Annotated in this window: 20 protein-coding genes; 19 read left to right on the forward strand and 1 reads right to left on the reverse strand. The window is 41.7% G+C overall.

Going from position 1 to position 23,292, the window contains the following annotated elements; all coding sequences use genetic code 11:
- Nucleotide 1 precedes the first annotated feature (1 nt).
- The 19 genes from ymfI (at nucleotide 2) to hfq (ending at nucleotide 22,167) form a co-directional block, all read left to right on the forward strand.
- On the forward strand, nucleotides 2–730 hold the full coding sequence (gene ymfI / locus NRI27_RS06165; protein WP_317941600.1) for an elongation factor P 5-aminopentanone reductase: 729 nt from the start codon (nucleotides 2–4) through the stop codon (nucleotides 728–730).
- 213 nt (nucleotides 731–943) lie between these two features.
- Nucleotides 944–1,738 (forward strand): YmfK family protein, encoded by a 795-nt coding sequence (locus tag NRI27_RS06170; RefSeq protein WP_371389942.1) that lies wholly within the window; start codon nucleotides 944–946, stop codon nucleotides 1,736–1,738.
- A gap of 116 nt (nucleotides 1,739–1,854) precedes the next feature.
- A complete protein-coding gene (locus NRI27_RS06175; protein ID WP_371389944.1) occupies nucleotides 1,855–2,721 on the forward strand; it encodes a helix-turn-helix domain-containing protein in 867 nt (288 codons plus the stop codon).
- Between the two features lie 74 nt (nucleotides 2,722–2,795).
- Nucleotides 2,796–3,374, forward strand: a complete 579-nt coding sequence (pgsA, locus tag NRI27_RS06180) for a CDP-diacylglycerol--glycerol-3-phosphate 3-phosphatidyltransferase (protein WP_371390061.1) — start codon at nucleotides 2,796–2,798, stop codon at nucleotides 3,372–3,374.
- A gap of 12 nt (nucleotides 3,375–3,386) precedes the next feature.
- Nucleotides 3,387–4,640, forward strand: a complete 1,254-nt coding sequence (locus NRI27_RS06185; RefSeq protein ID WP_371389946.1) for a competence/damage-inducible protein A — start codon at nucleotides 3,387–3,389, stop codon at nucleotides 4,638–4,640.
- A 175-nt stretch (nucleotides 4,641–4,815) separates the two neighbouring features.
- Nucleotides 4,816–5,874, forward strand: a complete 1,059-nt coding sequence (recA, locus tag NRI27_RS06190; protein WP_317941596.1) for a recombinase RecA — start codon at nucleotides 4,816–4,818, stop codon at nucleotides 5,872–5,874.
- Between the two features lie 456 nt (nucleotides 5,875–6,330).
- The gene (gene rny / locus NRI27_RS06195) at nucleotides 6,331–7,896 is read left to right on the forward strand and encodes a ribonuclease Y (RefSeq protein WP_371389947.1); all 1,566 of its coding nucleotides are present in this window, start codon (nucleotides 6,331–6,333) and stop codon (nucleotides 7,894–7,896) included.
- 88 nt (nucleotides 7,897–7,984) lie between these two features.
- Entirely contained in the window at nucleotides 7,985–8,779 is a 795-nt protein-coding gene (locus NRI27_RS06200; RefSeq protein WP_371389948.1) for a TIGR00282 family metallophosphoesterase, read from the forward strand.
- Between the two features lie 91 nt (nucleotides 8,780–8,870).
- Nucleotides 8,871–9,140, forward strand: a complete 270-nt coding sequence (locus NRI27_RS06205) for a stage V sporulation protein S (protein ID WP_317941594.1) — start codon at nucleotides 8,871–8,873, stop codon at nucleotides 9,138–9,140.
- 245 nt (nucleotides 9,141–9,385) lie between these two features.
- Nucleotides 9,386–10,936, forward strand: a complete 1,551-nt coding sequence (gene miaB / locus NRI27_RS06210) for a tRNA (N6-isopentenyl adenosine(37)-C2)-methylthiotransferase MiaB (protein ID WP_317941593.1) — start codon at nucleotides 9,386–9,388, stop codon at nucleotides 10,934–10,936.
- On the forward strand, nucleotides 10,936–11,370 hold the full coding sequence (locus tag NRI27_RS06215) for a YlbF/YmcA family competence regulator (RefSeq protein WP_317941592.1): 435 nt from the start codon (nucleotides 10,936–10,938) through the stop codon (nucleotides 11,368–11,370). The genes miaB and NRI27_RS06215 overlap by 1 nt, the downstream gene beginning before the upstream one ends.
- 117 nt (nucleotides 11,371–11,487) lie before the next feature.
- Nucleotides 11,488–12,012: an outer spore coat protein CotE gene (gene cotE, locus NRI27_RS06220; RefSeq protein WP_371390062.1), complete on the forward strand. Its 525-nt coding sequence runs from the start codon at nucleotides 11,488–11,490 to the stop codon at nucleotides 12,010–12,012.
- Nucleotides 12,013–12,227: 215 nt separating this feature from the next.
- A complete protein-coding gene (gene mutS / locus NRI27_RS06225) occupies nucleotides 12,228–14,795 on the forward strand; it encodes a DNA mismatch repair protein MutS (protein WP_371389950.1) in 2,568 nt (855 codons plus the stop codon).
- Between the two features lie 124 nt (nucleotides 14,796–14,919).
- Entirely contained in the window at nucleotides 14,920–16,842 is a 1,923-nt protein-coding gene (gene mutL / locus NRI27_RS06230) for a DNA mismatch repair endonuclease MutL (protein WP_371389951.1), read from the forward strand.
- Between the two features lie 43 nt (nucleotides 16,843–16,885).
- The gene (gene glpK, locus NRI27_RS06235; protein WP_371389952.1) at nucleotides 16,886–18,379 is read left to right on the forward strand and encodes a glycerol kinase GlpK; all 1,494 of its coding nucleotides are present in this window, start codon (nucleotides 16,886–16,888) and stop codon (nucleotides 18,377–18,379) included.
- Nucleotides 18,380–18,396: 17 nt separating this feature from the next.
- Complete coding sequence (locus NRI27_RS06240; RefSeq protein WP_371389953.1) at nucleotides 18,397–20,046, forward strand: glycerol-3-phosphate dehydrogenase/oxidase; 1,650 nt, start codon at nucleotides 18,397–18,399, stop codon at nucleotides 20,044–20,046.
- A 1-nt stretch (nucleotide 20,047) separates the two neighbouring features.
- Nucleotides 20,048–20,953 carry an alpha/beta fold hydrolase gene (locus NRI27_RS06245; protein ID WP_371390063.1) on the forward strand — a complete coding sequence of 302 codons (906 nt, stop codon included), beginning with the start codon at nucleotides 20,048–20,050 and terminating at the stop codon, nucleotides 20,951–20,953.
- Nucleotides 20,950–21,912: a tRNA (adenosine(37)-N6)-dimethylallyltransferase MiaA gene (gene miaA, locus NRI27_RS06250; RefSeq protein ID WP_371389954.1), complete on the forward strand. Its 963-nt coding sequence runs from the start codon at nucleotides 20,950–20,952 to the stop codon at nucleotides 21,910–21,912. Before NRI27_RS06245 ends, miaA begins: the two co-directional genes overlap by 4 nt.
- A gap of 30 nt (nucleotides 21,913–21,942) precedes the next feature.
- Nucleotides 21,943–22,167: an RNA chaperone Hfq gene (gene hfq, locus NRI27_RS06255; protein WP_317941587.1), complete on the forward strand. Its 225-nt coding sequence runs from the start codon at nucleotides 21,943–21,945 to the stop codon at nucleotides 22,165–22,167.
- Nucleotides 22,168–22,551: 384 nt separating this feature from the next.
- Here the strand turns inward: hfq and NRI27_RS06260 are convergent, their stop codons facing one another.
- Nucleotides 22,552–23,160 (reverse strand): trimeric intracellular cation channel family protein, encoded by a 609-nt coding sequence (locus tag NRI27_RS06260; RefSeq protein ID WP_371389955.1) that lies wholly within the window; start codon nucleotides 23,158–23,160, stop codon nucleotides 22,552–22,554.
- Nucleotides 23,161–23,292 lie beyond the last annotated feature (132 nt).

Consider the following 23,292-nt stretch of genomic DNA (forward strand, 5'->3'; position numbering starts at 1 on the left):
AATGAGACGATATGCAGTTGTTCTCGGAGCATCGGGAGGAATCGGGCAAGCCATTTGCCGAGAACTTGCTAAGGATGGTTGGTCATTATACATGCACTACAACCGTCATGAACAAAAGATCCTTCAATTACAACAAGAACTTGCGCAACAATATGAAGCAGGGGAATTCAACATCGTTCATGCGGATTTTTCCACAGGAAATGCTGCCGATCATGTAACTGCTAACGTCGGTCATGTTCAAGCAGTCATCGTTGCATTAGGTCAATCCCTTTACCAATTAGTGTCGGATACGACAGCCGAACAGATGGACGAATTGTGGCATGTTCATGTGCGAAATCCTGCTGCCTTTATTCGTGATATCTCTCCCCAACTGCGCAGCTTTCCTGTTTCGTATGTCGTATTTATCGGGTCGATTTGGGGGGACACTGGCGCAGCGGGAGAAGTGATGTACTCCGCTGTCAAAGGCGCTCAGCATGCTTTCGTCAAAGCTTATGCGAAAGAGGCGGCGTACTCAGGGATTCGTGTAAACGCAATTGCACCAGGCTGGATTGATACGGAAATGACTGAACAATTGACAGTAGAAGATAAACAACTTGTCATGGAAGAAATTCCATTACAATCTACGGGGAACCCAAGTCAAGTGGGTGCACTAACAAGTTTTCTAGTGAGTGGAAAAGCCGATTATATGACAGGAGAAGTTGTCAAGTTGAATGGCGGATGGTATATCTAAATGCAAAAAGGGAGACAATTTTCTCCCTTCACCTTTTTTCCTTTTCATCGACAGTTGAATCCGCTATGATAGAACTAAGTTACGTTTTGTACGTCCTATACGTATAAGCATTTCCAAAGTAGAAAAAGAATGTAGACAACATGCTTGCTCATTGTCGCTGAACATTCTTTTTTCTATTGTACATTGCTTGGATAATGGATCGGAGGGTGTCGAATGGGTGAATGGTATGTCGAATATGAGGTGCAAATCAACCGACCTGGATTGCTAGGGGATATCGCCTCTCTCTTAGGCATGTTGCGTGTCAACATTGTAACAATTAATGGTGTTGATGGTGGCCATCGCGGCATGCTTGTTCGAACGGAAAACGATGATCAAATTAAACGCTTTGAACTAATTGCTTCCACGATGGAAACGATTCAAGTGAAAAAAATCAGAGAACCGAAATTACGCGATATTCTAGCTGTTCGACATGGTCGATATATCCAAAGGGATGTCGATGATCGGAAGACATTTAGATTCCTTCGAAGTGATTTAGGTGTTCTTGTCGATTTCATGGCAGAGTTATTCAAACAAGATGGCCATAAGTTGATTGGAATCCGTGGGATGCCGCGTGTTGGTAAAACCGAATCGGTTGTAGCGGCAAGTGTCTGTGCGAACAAAAAATGGATATTTCTCTCCTCGACAATGATTAAACAGACTGTCAGAAGTAATCTTGCCGGTGACGAGTTTTCTTCCGACAATATTTTCATCTTAGATGGCATTGTCACAAGGAAATCAGGAGACGAACGTCACATGCAGTTAGTAAGGGAAATGATGCGTATGCCAACCATTAAAGTCGTTGAGCATCCGGATATGTTCGTTCAACATTCGGAATATGATATGGAGGATTTTGATTATATCATTGAGCTTCGGACGGATCCAGACCAAGAAATTACATATGAAATGATGGAAAAAAACCATATGATGTCCGATACTGGACAAATGGGTGGTTTTGGCTTTTCTTTTTAACGAATACGCTTACTTTCCTTTGGTAAGGTAACGCTATTGTGAAGTGTAAGTGTTTACGGTAAAGGGCATACAAACTAAAATGTCGAGGCGAAATAGAAAGAGGTAGGTGTTGAAATATGACCGGATTAGGTGATCGTCTGCGAGAGGCGAGAACAAGTAAAGGCTATTCATTGGATGACTTGCAATCCATAACAAAAATACAAAAAAGGTACCTTTCCGGTATTGAGAACGAAGATTACAGTATGATGCCTGGATCTTTTTACGTTCGAGCATTCATTAAGCAATATGCGGAAGCGGTTGGACTTGATGCAGATGAAATGTTGTCCTTATACAAGGATTCAGCACCAAAGGATGTAATTGAAAAAGAAACACCACAAATTGCACAACCGATGTCGAGGAAACGAGGCATAAGTAGCAGCAGTAAACTAAATGAGACGATACCTAAAATTATTGTTGCGCTCTTTATAATCGTGATCATCGTTGTTGTTTGGGTTTTATGGCAAAGCGGTTCATCCAATAAACCTGAAGAGAACCATGAAACCGAGCAACCGGTAACATTGGATAAAAATCCACCACCAGTCGGCACGAAAGATCCTGCAACGGAGCAGCCTGAAAAAGAGAAACCGAAAGAAAATCCTGAGCCTGTTGAAGAAGTGAAGGAGCAAGTGCTTACGTATCAAAATACAGTCCGTGAGGATTCTACGTATACGTTGACGGATACGGATACATTCAAGCTGAAAATTGTTGTTACTGGTGAAACATGGATTGGTGTAAGAGATAAAAACAAAGAAGAGCTTACAGACAGGGCTAGAGTCATGAACGCTGGTGAGACGGTGGAATTGGACGTGTCCGATAAAGACTACATTAGAATTCGAGTCGGCAGAACATCAAATGCAGAGATCTATGTAAATGATGAAAAGTTGACGTATGGCTCTGACAAAATAACACAAAATATCATTATTGAATACAAAAAAGGAGAATAGTCATCTACAGGATGACTATTTTCTTGCTCATACATAATTGTTAGTTGAAAAATTAAAAAGGATAGGTGAGTTTGTTGAATTTACCAAACAAAATTACAGTCGCTCGAATTGTTCTTATCCCCATATTTATTTTGTTCATGGTTGTTGATTTTGGGATGGGTACTATATACATTGGTGGGACTGAGCTTTCATTTGAACATATTATTGGGGCATTGCTATTTATTATTGCTGCTACGACCGATTGGTTTGATGGGCACTTAGCAAGAAAATATAACTTAGTGACAAATATGGGGAAGTTTCTTGACCCGTTAGCAGACAAACTACTAGTTTCCGCCGCATTGGTCATTCTTGTTGAACTTGGATCTGCAGCTTCATGGATCGTTATTATTATCATTAGCCGTGAGTTTGCGGTTACCGGTTTACGACTTGTGCTTGCAGGAGGTGGAGAAGTCGTTGCGGCCAACCAACTAGGGAAAATCAAGACAGCTACTCAGCTCGTTGCGATTTCATTCCTCTTATTAAATAATATCTTTTTCGAAGCTATCCATTTTCCGTTTGCGACAATCATACTTTATATTGCTTTGATTTTTACAATCTGGTCTGGTGCTGATTATTTCTATAAAAATCGACGAGTGCTACTCGATTCAATGTAAGGGGATGTAGGCGTGAAGGCAGAGATTATCGCTGTAGGATCTGAATTATTATTAGGTCAAATTACAAACACAAATGCTAAATTCATCTCCGCACGACTTGCCGATATTGGCATTGATGTACACTATCAAACGGTTGTCGGAGATAATCCACATCGGTTAAAGCAAACAATTGAAATTGCCAACGAACGTGCAGATATGATCATCTTCACAGGTGGTCTAGGTCCAACAAAAGATGATTTGACGAAAGAGACAATCGCTAATTTGCTAGATACGCCGCTTGTTAGCCATGATGCAGCTTTGGTTTCCATAGAAGCCTATTTCACTCGAACAGGTAGGAAAATGACGGAAAACAATAAAAAACAAGCGCTCGTCTTACATAATTCAACCGTTTTAGAAAATCATCATGGTATGGCACCAGGAATGGCGATTGAGAAGTCAGGTCGTCACTATATCCTATTACCAGGCCCTCCACATGAAATGCAACCAATGTTTGAGCATGAGGCGCTTCCGTACCTTTTACGCATGTTAGGTAAAAAGGAAGTGATTGTCTCTCGCATATTAAATTTTTACGGAATTGGCGAAGCCGACTTGGAGTTTAGGCTCCAATCAATAGTCGATAAACAATCTAACCCGACGATTGCCCCATTAGCATCCGCTGATGCAGTCACTCTTCGTTTGACAGCAAAAGCAGAAACGCGAGAAGAAGCACAACGACTTATCGTTCCAGTGGAAGCAGAAATTCGAGCGCACGTAGGGGAATACCTTTTTGGGATTAATGACGATACGTTGTCTTCAAAAACAGCTAAGCTGTTACACGAACAGAACCTCACAATTGCTGCTGCAGAAAGTCTTACTGCTGGCCTTTTCACTTCAGAACTGGCAAGTGAGCCGGGCATTAGTACAGCTCTAAAAGGGGGCGTCATCGTCTATGATGAGAAGGCGAAAATTGAACAGCTTGCTATTCCTGCTTCATTGTTACGACAATACGGTGTCGTGAGTGCTGAATGTGCGACTGCGCTTGCAGTACATGTGAAACAAAAATTCCAGTCTTCAATCGGTGTCGGATTAACAGGAGTTGCCGGTCCAGGTGCACACGGCGGGGAGGAAGCGGGGACAGTTTGGATAGGGTTAGCGTTGCCCGATGAAAAGGTTGAAACGTACCGATTACAATTATCAGGGTCCCGGAATACAAATCGATTACGAACGGCACGATTTGCGCTTTATTACCTCATCAAGTACTTACAAAGTAAAAATGCCAAAATGTAATTTTGGGCAATATTCTCAATTAAAACGTGAAATAACGAGGGTTTTCTCAATTAAATTTGGATTTTGCGAAAAAATATCGAATAAGCGTTCGTTTTTTGTTTGTGTATTTCTCAGAAAAGGAGTATAGTAGAGACATGTATTAAAAAGAAAACACCTGTTAAGGGAGGAATTGTTGTTGAGCGATCGTAAAGCAGCTTTGGATCAAGCGTTAAAACAAATAGAAAAACAATTTGGAAAAGGCTCCATCATGAAGTTAGGGGAACAGACAGATCGTGAAATCGCCACTTCATCATCTGGTTCACTTGCACTGGATGCGGCATTAGGTGTGGGTGGTTATCCACGAGGTCGTGTCATCGAAATTTATGGTCCTGAAAGTTCAGGTAAAACAACGGTGGCATTACATGCGATCGCAGAAGTACAAGCAGCAGGAGGACAAGCTGCTTTCATCGATGCTGAACACGCGTTGGATCCCGTATATGCACAAAAACTAGGCGTTAATATTGATGAATTGCTCTTATCTCAACCGGATACAGGAGAGCAAGCATTGGAAATAGCAGAAGCGCTCGTCCGTAGTGGAGCGATTGATATTGTAATTATTGACTCTGTCGCTGCACTTGTTCCAAAAGCTGAAATTGAAGGGGAGATGGGAGATTCACACGTAGGTTTACAAGCGCGTCTAATGTCCCAAGCACTTCGTAAACTTTCCGGTGCAATCAACAAATCGAAAACAATCGCTGTTTTCATTAACCAAATCCGTGAAAAAGTAGGCGTCATGTTCGGAAACCCAGAAGTCACGCCTGGTGGACGAGCACTTAAATTCTACTCTTCTGTCCGTTTGGAAGTACGTCGCGGCGAAGCGATTAAACAAGGCAACGACATTATGGGGAACAAGACCCGGATTCGTGTAGTGAAAAACAAAGTTGCTCCTCCGTTCCGTACGGCTGAAGTGGATATTATGTATGGAGAAGGGATTTCTAAAGAAGGGGAAATCGTCGACCTCGGTGCAGAGTTAGAAATTGTCCAAAAAAGTGGAGCATGGTATTCGTACGAAGGTGAACGACTTGGCCAAGGTCGTGAAAATGCGAAACAGTTCTTAAAAGAAAATAAAGATATTCGTGCAGAAATTGCCGATAAAATCAGAAGTTCTTATGGTTTAGCAAGTGCAAATTACGTAATTGCTGGTCATGATGAAGACGACGAAGAAGAATTAGAGTTATTTGCTGAAGATAAATAATTTAATCAATGTGACTGGGACAGAACCAGAGAAAAATGCATGATGGATTTGACGTCATGCATTTTTTTGCTTTTACAATTTATATTTTCATATTCATGAGTGGACCGAACTATTCGTTGTTCGATTGGCTCAAACGCGCCTTGCGGAAAGCGAGTCTTTTGAAGCGCAGAGAAACGGACTGTTTAATGTTATGTCCCTGTTTTTTAATCCTAACAAAAAGCGATTCCGTCAAGACGATAATACAACGTCCAGCATGATTAATGTGATTTATCGGACTTGTTCGTCAAAAAGAGCGGAAAACTCCGAATACGCTTTCGAATCCTTGACATGGCAATTTTTCATAGATACAATTAGAATTGTACTATTTCACATCATTGAAATCATTATGGCAGTATGTTGATTGTTGATATACGGGCCGACTGAAAACGAATAAGAAAAGCAGGAGGAGGTGAGCTGATGCCAGATCTCATCATGAACATCATCTCCGCCTTGTTTGGTCTGTTCGTCGGTGCAGTTGTTATCTATTTAGTTATCAAAAAGGTGAATGAATCAAAAGTGACGGGTGCCAAAAATTCAGCTGAACAAATCGTTGAAGAGGCGAAACGTGAAGCGGATGCGATGAAAAAAGAGGCATTGCTTGAAGCGAAAGATGAAAATCACAAACTGAGAATTGAAGCGGAATCGGAAATCCGTGAAAGAAGGGCGGAACTGCAAAAACAGGAAAACCGTCTTTTGCAACGGGAAGAAAATCTTGACCGCAAGGATGATGCTCTCAATAAACGAGAAGCGGGACTGGAGCGCAAAGATGATGCGCTTACCAGTAGACAACAGCATATTGAACAGATGGAACGCAAGGCGGAAGAACTTGTTGCTACACAACAGACCGAACTTGAAAGAATTTCAGCTTTGACAAGAGAAGAGGCGAAGCGCGTCATCTTGGATGAAGTTGAAAACGAACTTTCTACAGACATTGCGGTCATGACGAAAGAATCAGAGCAACGTGCAAAAGAGGAATCCGAAAAGAAAGCTCGAGAAATCCTTTCCCTTGCATTACAACGTTTTGCGGCGGATCATGTTGCAGAGACAACCGTGTCTGTGGTGAATTTACCGAACGATGAAATGAAAGGTCGTATTATCGGTAGAGAAGGTCGGAACATCAGAACGTTGGAAACCTTAACGGGTATCGACTTAATCATTGATGATACGCCAGAAGCAGTCATTCTTTCAGGCTTTGACCCTGTCCGTCGGGAAACAGCGAGACTTGCACTAGAGAAGCTTGTTCAAGACGGAAGAATCCATCCGGCTCGGATTGAGGAAATGGTCGATAAAGCGCGTCGGGAAGTCGATGAATTGATACGTGAAAAAGGAGAGCAAACGACATTCGATGTCGGTGTGCATAATCTCCATCCAGACCTTATCAAGATACTCGGTAGACTTCATTTCCGGACAAGCTACGGTCAAAACGTCTTGAAACATTCAGTCGAAGTCGCCTATTTGTCAGGACTCCTAGCAGCTGAGCTTGGAGAAGATGTAACCCTTGCAAGACGTGCAGGATTGTTACATGACATTGGTAAGGCGATTGACCATGAAGTGGAAGGGAGTCACGTACAAATTGGTGTCGAATTGGCCATGAAGTACAAAGAACACCCTGTCGTGATCAATAGCATCGCGTCACATCATGGAGATGAAGAAGCGACTTCTGTCATTGCAGTATTGGTAGCAGCTGCAGATGCCCTATCAGCAGCTAGACCAGGTGCGAGAAGTGAAACGCTTGAGAACTACATTCGTCGATTGCAGAAACTCGAAGAAATTTCCGAGTCTTATGATGGCGTAGAGAAATCATTTGCCATCCAAGCAGGGCGCGAAGTTCGCATTATTGTTCGCCCAGACCAAATTGATGATATTACAGCGCATCGTTTGGCACGTGATATTCGAAAGCGGATTGAGGAAGAACTCGATTATCCAGGACACATAAAAGTGACTGTCATTCGGGAAACTCGCGCAGTCGAATATGCAAAATGATCCAATGACTCCTGTCCAGCACGGTGCAGGAGTCTTTTCTTTTTGTGTGAATCTGTCAATTTAAAGACAAATAGGAAGAGGTAGTAAAATGAAAGTAGTGTTTATTGGTGATATAGTAGGATCGATTGGAAGAGACATGGTTTTTGATCATATTGCACGTCTTCGCAGAAAATACAATGCAGATGTCGTTATTGCGAATGGAGAAAATGCTGCTTCTGGAAGAGGCATCACAAAAGCGATTTTTGATGATCTACTCCGAGCGGGTGTAGATGTTGTGACAATGGGCAATCATACGTGGGATCAGAAAGAGATTTATGACTTTATTGACGACACGGATTATTTAATACGTCCTGCGAATTTTTCTGACGAAGCACCAGGAAAAGGAATGACTACGATATCGAAAAATGGCGTAACGCTATCCGTTATTAATCTACACGGACGTACTTTCCTCCCGCCTCATGCTGATCCGTTTGAGAAAGCCGAAAAGCTATTGGAAGAAGCACATGCTATTTCTCCTTTAGTATTTGTCGATTTTCATGCAGAAGCGACGAGTGAAAAGATTGCAATGGGTTGGCACTTGGACGGCAAGGCATCTGTAGTTGTTGGGACACATACACACGTACAAACTGCAGATGAACGCATTTTACCCGGAGGAACAGCTTATTTGACAGATGCAGGCATGACGGGACCTTACGATGAAATTCTTGGCATGAAAAAAGAGGATGTCATTTACCGTTTTAAAACGAATCTTCCAGTTCGTTTTGAAGTGCCTAAAAAAGGTCGTGGCCAATTAAATGGCTTGTATGTTGAAATTGACAACCAATCCGGTAAGGCGTTATCGGTCGAACGAATTATGCTTAACGAAGACCATCCATTCGAATGAGGAAGTTGCGTCTAATTATCTCCTTGCGTTCATAAGATGATGTATGGATTAATACATTCCATAGACATCGTGAAAACAAGGAGGAAACATGGTGAGTCCATTAAAAGTATCATCCCGCTCTAATCCCAATTCCGTCGCAGGAGCACTTGTAGCGGTTATTCGAGATCAAGGGTATGCAGAAATGCAAGCGGTCGGTGCTGGTGCATTGAACCAAGCGATTAAAGCAGTAGCAATTGCAAGGGGGTTTGTTGCACCAAGCGGAAGCGATCTTGTATGTGCTCCTGCATTCACAGATATTGAAATTAATGGCGAGGGACGGACAGCTTTGAAACTGTTAGTCGAAAAACGAAAGAACCGTTAAACAGTTTGATTGAGCGAGCAATTGACCGAAATGCGAATACAATTTGTACTGACCACGGACGCAACAAGTCCGTGGTTTTTATTGAGAAAACAGTTGGATGTAAAAGATTGATTGAACTGTCACATAGTTGTCGTAATCAATTTAAACGAATGGACGCCTTCACTACAAAGTGTGCAGAAGTTCATGTATAATGGAAGTCAAGTCTGTTCAATTCCCACGAGGTTTGAAGAAAGGGGAAGGAAGTCATGAATGAAGAACAACGCCTACAATCAGGCAAACTAAAACCACTTACAGGATCTACACAGGAGACTGGAGAAAAAGATTATAGTAAATACTTTGAAACGGTTTATACCCCACCGTCCTTAAAAGAAGCAAAGAAACGTGGTAAAGAGGAAATCAAATACCATGACGATTTTAAAATTGATGAACGCTTTGCTGGTATGGGGAAAGGACGTAAATTTTACATCCGTACATACGGCTGTCAGATGAATGAACACGACACGGAAGTAATGGCAGGTATTTTTACAAGTTTAGGATACGAACCGACAAATACCGTACAAGATGCAGACGTTATTTTATTGAATACTTGTGCAATCCGTGAAAATGCCGAGAATAAAGTGTTCGGTGAATTAGGGCATCTGAAGCCTTTGAAATTGGAAAGACCTGACTTACTCATCGGTGTGTGTGGTTGTATGTCCCAAGAAGAATCTGTTGTGAATAAAATTCTTAAAACCTATGACCAAGTAGATATGATTTTTGGGACGCATAACATCCATCGACTGCCAAATATTTTACACGAAGCGTATATGTCCAAAGAAATGGTCATCGAAGTATGGTCGAAGGAAGGGGATATCATTGAAAACCTTCCAAAAGTCCGTCACGGAAATATTAAAGCGTGGGTCAATATTATGTATGGCTGTGATAAATTCTGTACGTATTGCATCGTCCCTTATACACGTGGAAAAGAACGAAGCAGACGCCCTCAAGACATTATCCAGGAAGTACGACACCTTGCTGCGCAAGGATACAAAGAAATCATGCTCCTTGGCCAAAATGTCAATGCTTATGGAAAAGACTTCGAAGATATTGACTATCGACTTGGTGATCTAATGGATGATTTACGGACCATTGATATTCCGCGGATTCGATTTACAACAAGTCACCCAAGAGATTTTGATGATCATCTCATTGAAGTGCTCGCAAAAGGCGGTAACTTACTAGATCATATCCATTTGCCGGTACAATCCGGTTCGAGTGATATCCTGAAAATTATGGCACGTAAATATTCGCGCGAACATTTCTTAGAGCTCGTTAAGAAAATCAAAGCTGCTATTCCAACTGTTACTCTAACAACCGATATTATTGTAGGTTTCCCGAACGAAACAGAAGAACAATTTGAAGAAACGCTTTCTTTATATAAAGAAGTGGGCTTTGAAATGGCGTACACATACATTTACTCGCCTCGCGAAGGGACACCTGCAGCCAAGATGGTTGACAACATTCCAATGGAAGTGAAGAAGGAACGTTTACAGCGATTAAATAAACTCGTGAATGAAATGTCTGCAGAAGCGATGAAATCATATGCAGGTAAAGTCGTCAAAGTGCTCGTCGAAGGGGAAAGTAAAAAAAATCCGGACGTTTTGGCTGGTTATACTGAAAAAAATAAACTCGTTAATTTTAAAGCTCCCCGCGATGTGATTGGACAAATTGTCAATGTAAAAATTACGGAAGCCAAAACGTGGTCGCTAGACGGCGAATTCATTGGTGTCGTAGAAGAGGATAAGGTGATGTCATAATGGAAAAGATGTATACAAAAGAAGAGATTATTGAAAAGGCAAAAGAAATTGCACATATGATTGCCAATACGGAAGAAGTTGAGTTTTTCAAGAGAGCAGAAGAACAAATTAATGAAAACCAAAAGATCCGTGAAAAAATTGCTAGTTTAAAATCATTGCAAACACAAGCAGTCAATTTCCAAATGTATGAAAAAGAAAGAGCGCTCGGCATCATAGAGAGTAAAATTGAAAAGATTCAAGAAGAAATTGATGGTGTACCAATTGTGCAGGAATTTAAACAGTCACAAGTGGAAGTGAACGGACTTCTTCAGTTGGTGACAAATACGATTGCCAACAATGTCACAAATGAAATTATTGAATCTACAGGCGGAGATGTTTTAAAAGGAGAAACAGGTTCTTACGTAAAAAGTAAACAACATAAACCATTAGCATAAAGCTGAAAAATCGGTGAGGATAAATTCCTTGCCGATTTTTTTCACTTTCTGGGCTCTTGTTGCATAGGATAAATAGAAGTCAATGAAGGAGGAAATGAACTGAAGAATTTACGACAGATTGTAACGAAGGCAGTTATCGCAAAAGGGAAGAAACGGACGGAATCGAATGTTTCATTAAAGCCGCCTAACAACCCTTCCAGTATTTTAGGGTGTTGGGTCATCAACCACACGCATCAAGCGAAAAAAGTAGGCGGCTACATTGAAATCAACGGTAAGTTTGATGTCAACGTCTGGTACTCACATCATGACCACTCAAAGACTTCCGTCTACTCGGAATCCGTGCCGTATAAGGACCGTATTAAACTGCACTATCGTGACGAGCCGACGTCAGGGCAAGAAGAGATTATCGTAAGTGTTGTGCAGCATCCGAATTGTACAGAAGCACTCATCTCAGAATGTGGCGAGAAGTTCATTATTAAAGTCGAAAGAGAATTGGTTGCTGAAATTGTCGGGGAAACAAAAGTTTGCATCACGGTACATCCTCATCAGTTTGAAGAAGAGTGGTCATTTAAAGAAGAATCCTCTTCGCATGAGCCAGAAAACATTCAGCAAGAGAAAAAGGGCAAAGACTCACCATTTTAAGCCGGGGGATTAATCCGGCTTTTTTTTTATTGAGCAAAGCACGTAAACGAAATTTGCGGGAAGTGGATTATATAAGATATTTATTCGTTCAACGATACGCTTCCGAAGAATTCTTTGTTAGGAAGCATTGCCAGCATGAAATTATCCGCTTTGTTTCTGTGTAGGAACATGTTTTGTTATAATAAGAGGAAATACAAGAGCAGTGAGGTTACAGAATGACAACATATACACCAATGATCCAACAATATTTACAAGTGAAAGCGGAATACGAAGATGCATTTCTGTTTTTTCGTCTAGGCGACTTTTATGAAATGTTCTTTAATGATGCACTTGAAGCATCTACCATCCTCGAAATTACGTTAACGAGCCGAGACGGGGGTAGTAAAGATAAAATACCGATGTGCGGGGTGCCTTTCCACTCTGCCCAAGGATACATTGAAACACTGGTACAGAAAGGTCATAAGGTCGCTATATGTGAACAGACAGAAGATCCTAAAGCGGTTAAAGGAATTGTAAAAAGGGAAGTCGTGAAAGTCATCACACCTGGAACAATCATCGAAGGAAAGTCAATCGATGCAAATTCAAATCACTATATCGGAGCAGCCGATCAATTGGCCGAAAACCAATTTTCTCTTGCCTACTTGGATTTGGCAACGGGAGAAGGGAACGTTGAACTCATAACAGGCGATGAAAGAACATTGATTAGCGAAATTGAAGCACTTGGAATGAAAGAGATTGTCGTGAGAGAACGGCTTCATTTATCGTTAAATGAACACATCTCCAAGCGGAATATTGTCCTTTCCATGGATAACGGTGAAACGGATACGGATGTAAAACATTTGTTTCAATCGATTCCAAGTAATTTAACGGAAGCGTGTGAAACGCTCATTTCGTATTTACAGCGTACGCAAAAATCCGCTTTGGAACATTTACGACCTTTTGCATACATACAAAAGTCAGCAAAACTATCCATCGATGCAAACTCAATGCGTAACTTAGAACTTGTTCAATCGATTCGAAACGGGACAAAAGAGGGGACGCTATTCTGGTTGTTGGACGATACATCCACTGCAATGGGTGCTAGGAAATTGCGAAGTTGGATTCATCAGCCACTAGCAGACAAGGAACTTATTGAAAACAGGTTGTCCCTTGTCAGTAGCTTGCTAGAAGATTATTTTTTAAGAGATGAGTTAAAGACTGCCTTAAAAGAAGTATATGACCTCGAACGATTGGCAGGACGAATTGCTATGGGGAATGCTAGCGGAAGAGATCTTGCTCAATTGAGAAATTCTTTACGTAAAATTCCGTTGCTCAAGCAAGTACTAGCTCATGCAAATGAAACAAATCTTCAGCAATATGCACAACAAATTGATGTATGCGAGGAAGTTCTTACGATCTTGGAAGCTTCAATTGCAGAAAACCCTCCACTCTCTGTGAAGGAAGGCGGAATGATTAAAGATGGCTTTCATGCACAGTTAGACAAATATCGAGATGCATCAAAAAATGGTAAAGAATGGCTCGCTCGGTTGGAAAGAGAGGAAAGAGATCGGACAGGCATCAAAAACTTGAAAATCGGGTACAATCGAATATTCGGCTATTTTATTGAAATTACCAAGTCTAATATTCATTTGGCAGACTTGAGTCGCTATGAGCGTAAACAAACGCTTGCCAACGCTGAACGATATATTACAGCAGAGTTAAAAGAAAAAGAAGAGCTAATTCTGAATGCTGAAGCAGATGGCCAAGAGTTGGAATACACATTATTTTGTGAAGTACGAGAAGAAATGAAAACACACATCCGAAGAGTGCAATTGCTCGCAAGCGTATTGTCCGAATTGGATGTGTTAGTAGCATTCGCGACAGTATCTGAAAAATACCGATTTGTTAAACCACAATTTCATAGCGGTCGCGCATTGGAAATAAAAAATGGTCGTCATCCTGTCGTAGAAAAAATGATGGATCAGTCATTATACGTGCCGAATAACTGCATGTTGACGGAGACGGAGAACATGCTACTCATTACCGGACCAAACATGTCGGGGAAAAGTACATTTATGCGACAAGTTGCATTGACCGTCATCATGGCACAGATTGGTTGCTTTGTTCCGTGCGAATCTGCCAAGCTGCCAATTACCGATCAAATCTTTACGAGAATTGGCGCAGCGGATGATCTTGCTTCAGGTCAAAGTACGTTTATGATGGAAATGATGGAATCGAGATATGCCATCGCAAATGCAACAGAACAGAGTTTATTGTTGTTTGACGAAATTGGTAGGGGTACATCCACATATGATGGCATGTCGCTGGCGCAAGCGATGATGGAATACATCCACCATGAAATTGGTGCAAATACGCTCTTTTCGACACACTATCATGAATTGACGAAGTTGGATGTAGAATTAAATCGACTAGTAAATGTACATGTGGCGGCAATGGAACAAGAAGGTCGTGTCGTATTCTTGCATAAAGTGATGGCAGGAGCGGCAGATAAAAGTTACGGAATTCATGTTGCACAACTAGCAGGTTTACCGGATTCAATCATTGACCGTGCGAAAAAACTGTTAACAGTATTTGAGAGTACAGAGCAGCCAAAAGTTGAAAACGATGATTCAGCTCAACTTTCATTTTTTGATTTAAAGGAAGAAACGTCCCCTTTGGCTGAGTCGGCAAAAGAGACGCACTCAGTCCTCGAAGAAGTGAAACAAGCTGATTTGATGAACTTGACGCCGATGCAAGCGATGCAAATGATTCTAGATTGGCAACAGAAATTAAAAATGAAATAAGATAAGTTTGATCATTGACTGAAAAAAACAGCCAGTGATAAATGTCGATTGATAAATAAATTTACTAAGTGCAAGCCTCCTTCAGTCATAGGAGTAAATGATCAAATTGAAAAGGAGGGATAAAGTGGATGTCATATCAGTGATGGACGATACGTTGTCCAATAAAATTGCTGCAGGTGAAGTAGTCGAACGTCCTGCCTCCATTGTCAAAGAACTTGCAGAGAATTCAATTGACGCTGAGAGTACTGTCATCGAAATTGCTTTAGAAGAAGCAGGACTTACATCAATCCGTGTAACAGACAATGGTAAGGGTATGTCTGCACGGGATGCTGTGGTCGCTTTTGAACGCCATGCAACGAGCAAAATTTCAAATGAGCATGATTTGTTCAGAATTCGGACACTCGGTTTTAGAGGAGAAGCACTCGCCAGTATCGCATCCGTCTCAAAAGTGAGTTTATGGACGTCTGATGGCGAAACGGAAGGGACGGAAGTGCAAATAGAAGCGGGGACGGTCGTTAAACAATCCAATGCCGCCTACCGGAAAGGGACCGATATGACGGTTGCCCAACTGTTTTATAATACGCCTGCACGTCTTAAATATATGAAAACAATACAAACAGAACTTGGTCATACAATCGATCTTGTGAACCGACTTGCCATTAGCCATCCGCATATATCTTTTAAGTTAATGCATCATAGCCAAGTTCTACTACAAACAGCCGGCAAAGGCGATCAAAGAAGAGTGCTCCATGATATTTACGGAACTGCGGTAGCTAAAAAGATGGTCCCTTTCCACGGGGAAAATGCCGATTTTAAAGTAAGTGGATTCGTCACACTTCCCGAAATGACGAGGGCTTCGAAAAATTATATGACGCTCATTGTGAATGGTCGATGGGTCAAAAGTTACGCAGCAAACCAAGCGGTATTGGACGGTTTACATACGTATTTACCAATTGGACGGTTTCCAATCAGTGTTGTAAATGTTGAAACGGATCCTTTTCTGACCGACGTCAATGTACATCCATCCAAGCAACATATTCGATTGAGTAAAGAAGCAGACTTGTTTGCTCTCATTAAAACTGCTGTCCATGAAGCAGTGAAAAAAGCAATCATCGTCCCTGAAGCAATTAAACGACAGGTCATTCAACAACCTTCTTCAGAACAAGTGACGATGTGGAACGACATGAAGCCTACTCAAACAACTATGAAAGAAATGCATCATCAAGTCGACAGAGAAGAGAAGAAGGAGAGTTCGACAGTTCCCGTTTCTCCAGAGCTACCTCTTGAAAAAGACGTACAAAGTATAAAAGAGGTTGAACAAGCTGATTCAGTGCAGCAAGCTCAGACAATATTTGAGCAACCATTCCCGATGAAAGAGTCTACTGTTGAAGAAACGATTCATACTAGACAGTTGGAAGAGCAAATCGAGCCACCTCAACAAACGGATGTAAAGATGGACAAACGATTTCCATCTCTTGTTCCGGTAGGGCAAGTTCATGGAACATATATCGTCGCACAAAACGAAGATGGTTTTTATTTAATTGACCAACATGCTGCCCAAGAGCGCATTAAATATGAGTTTTTTAGGGATAAATTAAGTAGACCGCAAGAAGACGAACGTCAAATGTTATTAATGCCGCTCATTTTTCATTATTCTGGGGATGAGCGTGTGAAAATAGAAGAAAATATCCAAGCATTACATGATGTAGGCGTCTTTCTTGAAGAGTTTGGCCCTTCATCTTATACCGTAAAAGAATATCCTGCTTGGTTCCCTGCGAACGAAGCAACGACCCTTATCGAAGAGTTGATTGAACAAGTACTTGAAACGCAACGAACAGACATCGGTAAGTTGCGAGAAGAGACAGCAATTATGATGAGTTGCAAAAAATCAATTAAAGCAAATCATTATTTGACGTTTGCAGATATGGAGAGGCTATTACATGATCTTTCATTAGCCGAAAATCCCTATACATGTCCGCACGGAAGACCTGTACTGATCCACTTTACAACTTATGAAATTGAGAAGATGTTTAAACGGGTAATGTAAGGCGTATACGTTCCATCATTGATTGAAGAGGAGTGAAGGTAAAATGGGAGAGTTCATCTTATCGATTGACCAAGGGACAACGAGTACACGAGCGATATTATTTGATCGGCAAGGCAAAATTGTTCATACTGCACAGCGAGAGTTCAAGCAAATTTTTCCACAGCCTGGCTGGGTGGAACATAATGCAAGCGAAATATGGGGCTCTGTATTATCGGTCATCGCAGCTGTCTTAACAGAGAGTGGTAACCAACCCGAATCAATTGACGGGATCGGTATCACCAACCAACGCGAAACGACAGTCATATGGAACAAACATACCGGGCAGCCGATTTACAATGCAATTGTTTGGCAATCAAGGCAAACCCAACAGATTGTAGATCAATTACGCAATGACGACTGTGAAGATCTAATTCGACGTAAGACAGGTTTGCAACTCGATCCTTATTTTTCTGGAACGAAAGTAAAATGGATTCTCGACCATGTGGACGGAGCGAGAGCGCAAGCTGATAAAGGCGAATTGCTTTTCGGAACAATCGATTCATTTCTTATTTGGAAATTATCTAATGGCAAAGCTCATGTAACAGATTACTCCAATGCTTCACGAACGATGCTCTTCAATATTCACGAACTACAATGGGATCAGGAGCTTTGTGAAATGCTGGATATACCAATGGCTATGCTTCCTGAAGTACGGATGTCTTCGGAAATTTATGCACACACAGATGCATCCATTTTTTTCGGTGCTGAAGTGCCAATTGCAGGTGCAGCAGGCGATCAACAATGTGCGCTGTTTGGGCAAGCGTGCTTTCATGAAGGGATGGCAAAAAACACATATGGAACAGGTTGTTTCATGCTTCTGAACACTGGTGCTGAACCTGTTCAATCGGATAACGGCTTGCTGACAACGATCGCATGGGGAATCGATGGCAACGTGACGTATGCACTTGAAGGGAGCGTGTTTGTTGCAGGTTCAGCCATCCAGTGGCTACGGGATGGTTTGCGAATGATTCAAAAAGCAGAGGATTCAGAGCGGTATGCAAACAAAGTGGCATCTACAGATGGTGTATATGTCGTCCCTGCTTTTGTTGGACTCGGTACGCCGTATTGGGATTCGGATGCGAGAGGTGCAATATTTGGGTTAACACGAGGGACAGAAAAAGAGCATTTCATACGTGCAACCGTTGAAGCATTGGCTTACCAAACAAAAGATGTGCTACTGACGATGGAAAAAGATGCACAACGATCCATTGACATTTTGCGTGTAGACGGAGGGGCTGTGGCGAACGAGTTTCTCATGCAATTTCAAAGCGATCTATTACAAATTGATGTAGAGCGATCGGCATATTTGGAAACTACGGCTTTAGGCGCTGCCTATCTCGCCGGATTAGCGACTGGATTTTTTGAATCGAGTGAAAAGGTTGAGGCATTGTGGGAAAAAGAGAAGACCTATTCACCAAAAATGGATACATCTACACGTGACGAGTATTATGAAGGTTGGAAGAAAGCAGTAGAAGCGACACGTTTGTTCAAGCTTTGAAGAGGAGGAGAACAAAAATGTTATCAGCGATTACAAGACCTAAAGTGAAACAATTCATGGGCAACTATCAATTTGATTTACTCGTCATCGGAGGAGGAATAACCGGTGCAGGAATCGCACTAGACGCTGTGACAAGAGGGTTATCAGTCGCTCTTGTGGATATGCAGGATTTTGCTGCAGGTACGTCCAGTCGATCTACAAAACTAGTGCATGGTGGATTACGGTATTTAAAGCAAATGGAGTTAAAAATCGTTGCTGAAACAGGGCGGGAACGTGAAACGGTGTACCGCAATGCACTCCATGTCACTACCCCTCAACGCATGCTTCTTCCTTTTCATAAAGGAGGCACATTCGGCAAACTGACGACATCGGCAGGTTTGCTCGTATATGACAAGTTAGCGGGTGTAAAAAAAGACGAACGCCGTGAAATGTTAACGGCAGAGCAGGCACTTGAAATGGAACCGTTAATAAGGGAAGATGGCCTCCTAGGTGGAGGGCATTATGTGGAGTATCGGACGGATGATGCAAGACTAACAATCGAAGTGTTGAAAAAAGCGTCTCAAAAAGGTGCATTGTGCCTGAATTATATGAAAGTGCAACGGTTCCTCTATCATAAAGGCAAAGTGATGGGTGCTGAAATCGTTGATACGTTAACAGGCGAATCAATGGATGTACATGCATCTGTTATCGTCAATGCTACGGGTCCATGGGTGGATGAAGTGCGGGCGAAGGATGAAGTTTCAAATCGCAAACGGCTTAAATTGTCTAAAGGAATTCATATCGTGCTCGATCAATCCATCTTTCCGTTACGGCAAGCCGTCTATTTTGATTCACCTGACGAACGAATGATTTTTGCGATTCCTCGTGGAAATAAAGTATATGTGGGTACGACAGACACATTTTTTGATGGTGACCGTGGAAACCCTTCTGCGACAGAAGAAGAAATTAATTATTTGTTAGAAGCCCTGCTATACATGTTCCCATCTGTAGGAGTGAAGAGAGAAGATGTGGAATCCACGTGGGCGGGTGTTCGACCACTTATTTATGAAGATGGCAAAGATGCAACTGAAATTTCTCGAAAAGATGAAATTTGGGAGGCTTCTACAGGTTTATTGACGATCGCAGGCGGCAAGCTGACAGGTTACCGGAAAATGGCGGAAACCGTTGTGGATCAAGTCGTCAAACGATTTCCGAACACATCTTTCGGTCCATGCGTGACAGAATATCTACCTCTATCAGGAGGTGAATTTGATAACGAAGAGCACTATCAATCTTTTATTGAAAGTAAATCGAATGAAGCACAATTGTATGGATTAACGAAAGAAGAAGGAAGGCAGCTCGCATCATTGTATGGAACGAATGTCGATGTCGTTTTCAATTACGTCACCGCAACGAAAAATGATCCTCATCAATTACCGGCACGTTGGAAAGCCGAAATCCTTTACGCGATCCATTATGAAATGGCGATGACCCCAGCTGACTTTTTTGTTCGTCGTACAGGTGATCTGTATTTTAATATCAGGCAAGTGAAACAGTATCGTGAAGAGGTCGCTTCTTATATGGCCGAATTGTTAACGTATGAAGCAGCAGTATATGAAAAACTGCTCACTGAACTTGATGAACGCATTATAGAAGCTGTAGGCAAAGGTGGAGAAATAGTTGAATGAAATGACAATCTCAACGTCTGATAACGTTAAGCTCCATACAATTGAAAGCCGTCCGAACAAAACACCAATTGGGCACATCCATATTTTGCATGGTATGGCAGAGCATATAGGTAGATATGAAGGCTTTATCGCTGATCTCGTATCCAGTGGTTATGTTGTAACGGGCCACGATCATCGAGGACATGGTAAGACAGCCGACTTAAACGGTAAACTTGGCCACTTCGGGGACCAAGTGGACTTTGATCGAATTGTGAAAGATGCATTCGAAGTCATTCAGTTGTATCGATTAAAATTTTCTGATCTGCCTTTCAGTTTACTCGGACATAGCATGGGTTCCTTTATTGCAAGAAGGTATGCTCAACTGCATGGAAGTCATCTTGACAAATTGATTTGCGTTGGGACGGCTGGAGACCCTGGTGTAAGTCGTATTGCGGGCGTTGCTCTTGCAAAAATGAGAGGTCGCCTAAGATCATTCGCTCAAACAGATTACGTCATTAATCGATTAGTATTTGGTCGATACAATCAATTGATCAAAAATCCGAAAACTTCCTTCGATTGGCTTTCAGCAAATGAACAAAATGTCGAATCGTACATTAATGATCCATATTGTGGATTTGTACCGACTACTGGATTTTTCAACTGTCTATTTGATGGATTAAAGAAAATACATCAACCTGAATTTGTAAAACAGGTTCCTTCTGACTTACCAATCTTATTAGTATCCGGTTCAGATGATCCTGTAGGTTCGAACAGCAAAGCCGTGTTGCAAGTTGGCCAGCAATTCGTACAACAGGGTGTAACCGATGTAACCGTCATGCTATACGAAGGAAAGAGACATGAAATTTTGCAAGAAGACAATCGTTTGGATGTATTTAACTTCATAAAGGAATGGATTACAAGAACATGAATGAATCATCGTTGGTCATTGCAATCGTTGGGCCCACTGCTTCAGGCAAAACTTCTTTAAGTGTAAAACTGGCGAAGTCGCTTGATGGGGAAATCATCAACGGAGATGCGATGCAAGTTTATAAAGGTTTGGACATTGGTACGGCGAAAATCCGTCCAGAGGAGATGGAAGGAATCCCTCATCATTTATTTAATCTGAAAGAACCGACTCAATCATTTTCAGTCGCTGAATATCAGTCTGTTGTACGCAATTGTATTGATGACATCCAAGGTCGAGGGAAGCAACCGATCATTGTAGGAGGTACGGGCCTGTACATCCAATCTGTGCTTTTCGACTTTCGTTTTACGGAGGAAGGGTCTGATCCTGTTGTACGGGAGAAGTTAGAAAAAGAATTGGAGAAGGATGGTGGGGCAGCACTACTTTATGAACACCTCGTCAAACTAGACCCAGTAAGTGCAAAAAAGATTCATCCGAACAATCACCGTCGAATCATACGAGCGTTAGAGATAATCGAGGTGACCGGCAAAACGAAAGAGTCACAAGAGCAAGGTAAAGGACAATCGGTTGTTTACGATCATCTTCTCATCGGTTTGGACATTGAACGGGAAACGTTGTACGAGCGAATCGATGACCGTGTCGATGAAATGATTCGACAAGGTTTAGTAGATGAAGCAAGGGGATTATGGAATACGAACGTCCGTAATGTGCAGTCTGTCCAAGCAATTGGTTACAAGGAGTTGTACGATTACTTCGAAGGCAAGATGACACTTGAAGAATCGATCGATGCCATAAAAAAACATACACGAAACTATGCAAAACGGCAAATGACCTATTTTAGAAACAAAATGACCATTCATTGGTTTGATGCATTAGCCGATCAGCAAAAATGTATAGATGAAATTTTTGCGATTATGAAGGATTTTGAACACTCAAAATCGAATAGTGAGAGTAAGCACTAGAAATATAGAATGTACTGGAGGCTGGGGTGTATGGCACAAGGAAACATGCAAGAAACATTTTTGAATGCTTTACGGAAAAACAATACGTTTGTAACGGTTTTTCTTTTGAACGGTTTTCAATTAAAAGGACTCATCAAATCGTATGATAATTATACCGTTCTGCTAGAATCTGAGGGAAAACAGCAATTAATTTACAAACATGCGATCTCAACATATGTTCCAATTAAACCTGTTCAACTAAAAGACCAGGAATAATCAACATCTGACACGAGGAAAAGAGGCTGGGACAAAACTAAATAGACCGTTCCTCTGCGCTCCAAAAGGCACGCTTTCCGCGGGGCGCGCTTGAGCCTCCTCGTCCGCTGCGCTTCCTGCGGGGTCTCAACATTCGCGCTACAATCCCGCAGGAGTCGGCCTTTTTCCGCTCCGACTCACTCAAGAATTTGGAAAGAAAAATTGGAAAAATATAAAAAAACTGCATGACGGCGAATTAGCCATAATGCAGTTTTTTTATGTTATGTCCCAGCCTCTTCGTTCTTTTTATAGAATCAGTAAGCAACTATATATTGTATTGAGCTGGTATTTGATCGCCACTGAGTTTGAAGAACTATACACTTATGTGGATCTTCAAGATGTTTGCTATTGTTCATTCGTAACCTTTCCATGTGGAAGCTTCCAGTGGAATAAAAAAGAGAGGATACGTAACGTGGCGGTTGCTACAAGTAAAGCATACAAGGCAAGATCATTTTGGTAAAACCCGATTGCAACAATGAAACCAGCAGCTGCAGCCCACACTGCGTAAATATCATCTTTAAAGATTAATGGTTTACGCCCCGCAAGAACATCTCGGATGACACCGCCTCCTGCTCCCGTCAAAACTGCTGCAACCATTACAGCCGCAATAGAAAGGTCCATCTTTACAGCGAGCATCGCTCCTTGAATCGCAAAGGCTGCTAAACCAATTGCATCGAAATAAGTGCCCCATCGATTCCAATGGCTAATGACAGATTTGGAGAAATAAAAAATTAACAAAATGGACAACGTTGCGACGCCGAAAAGGAAATTCTGATCCCATAACACAGATACGGGAACACCTATTACGACATTCCGTAATGCACCACCACCAAAAGCGGTGACCATCCCTAATATGTAAACACCAAAAATATCGTAATCTTCTTCTAACGCAACGAATGCTCCTGAAATCGCAAAAGCAACCGTACCAATAAAGCTAAATACTTCCCAAGCCAATGAATTCCCTCCCTAAACTAAAACCTCTCATAGTATATACGATTCCTACGTAATTTTCTAATGGCGATTCATTCTTGAACTATTTCCTCAGACTGATAAGATAATGAGGGGACTACACGTAGGAAAGAGGAA

The organism is Sporosarcina sp. OR05 (genome assembly GCF_041414805.1).
Lineage (GTDB): Bacteria > Bacillota > Bacilli > Bacillales_A > Planococcaceae > Sporosarcina > Sporosarcina saromensis.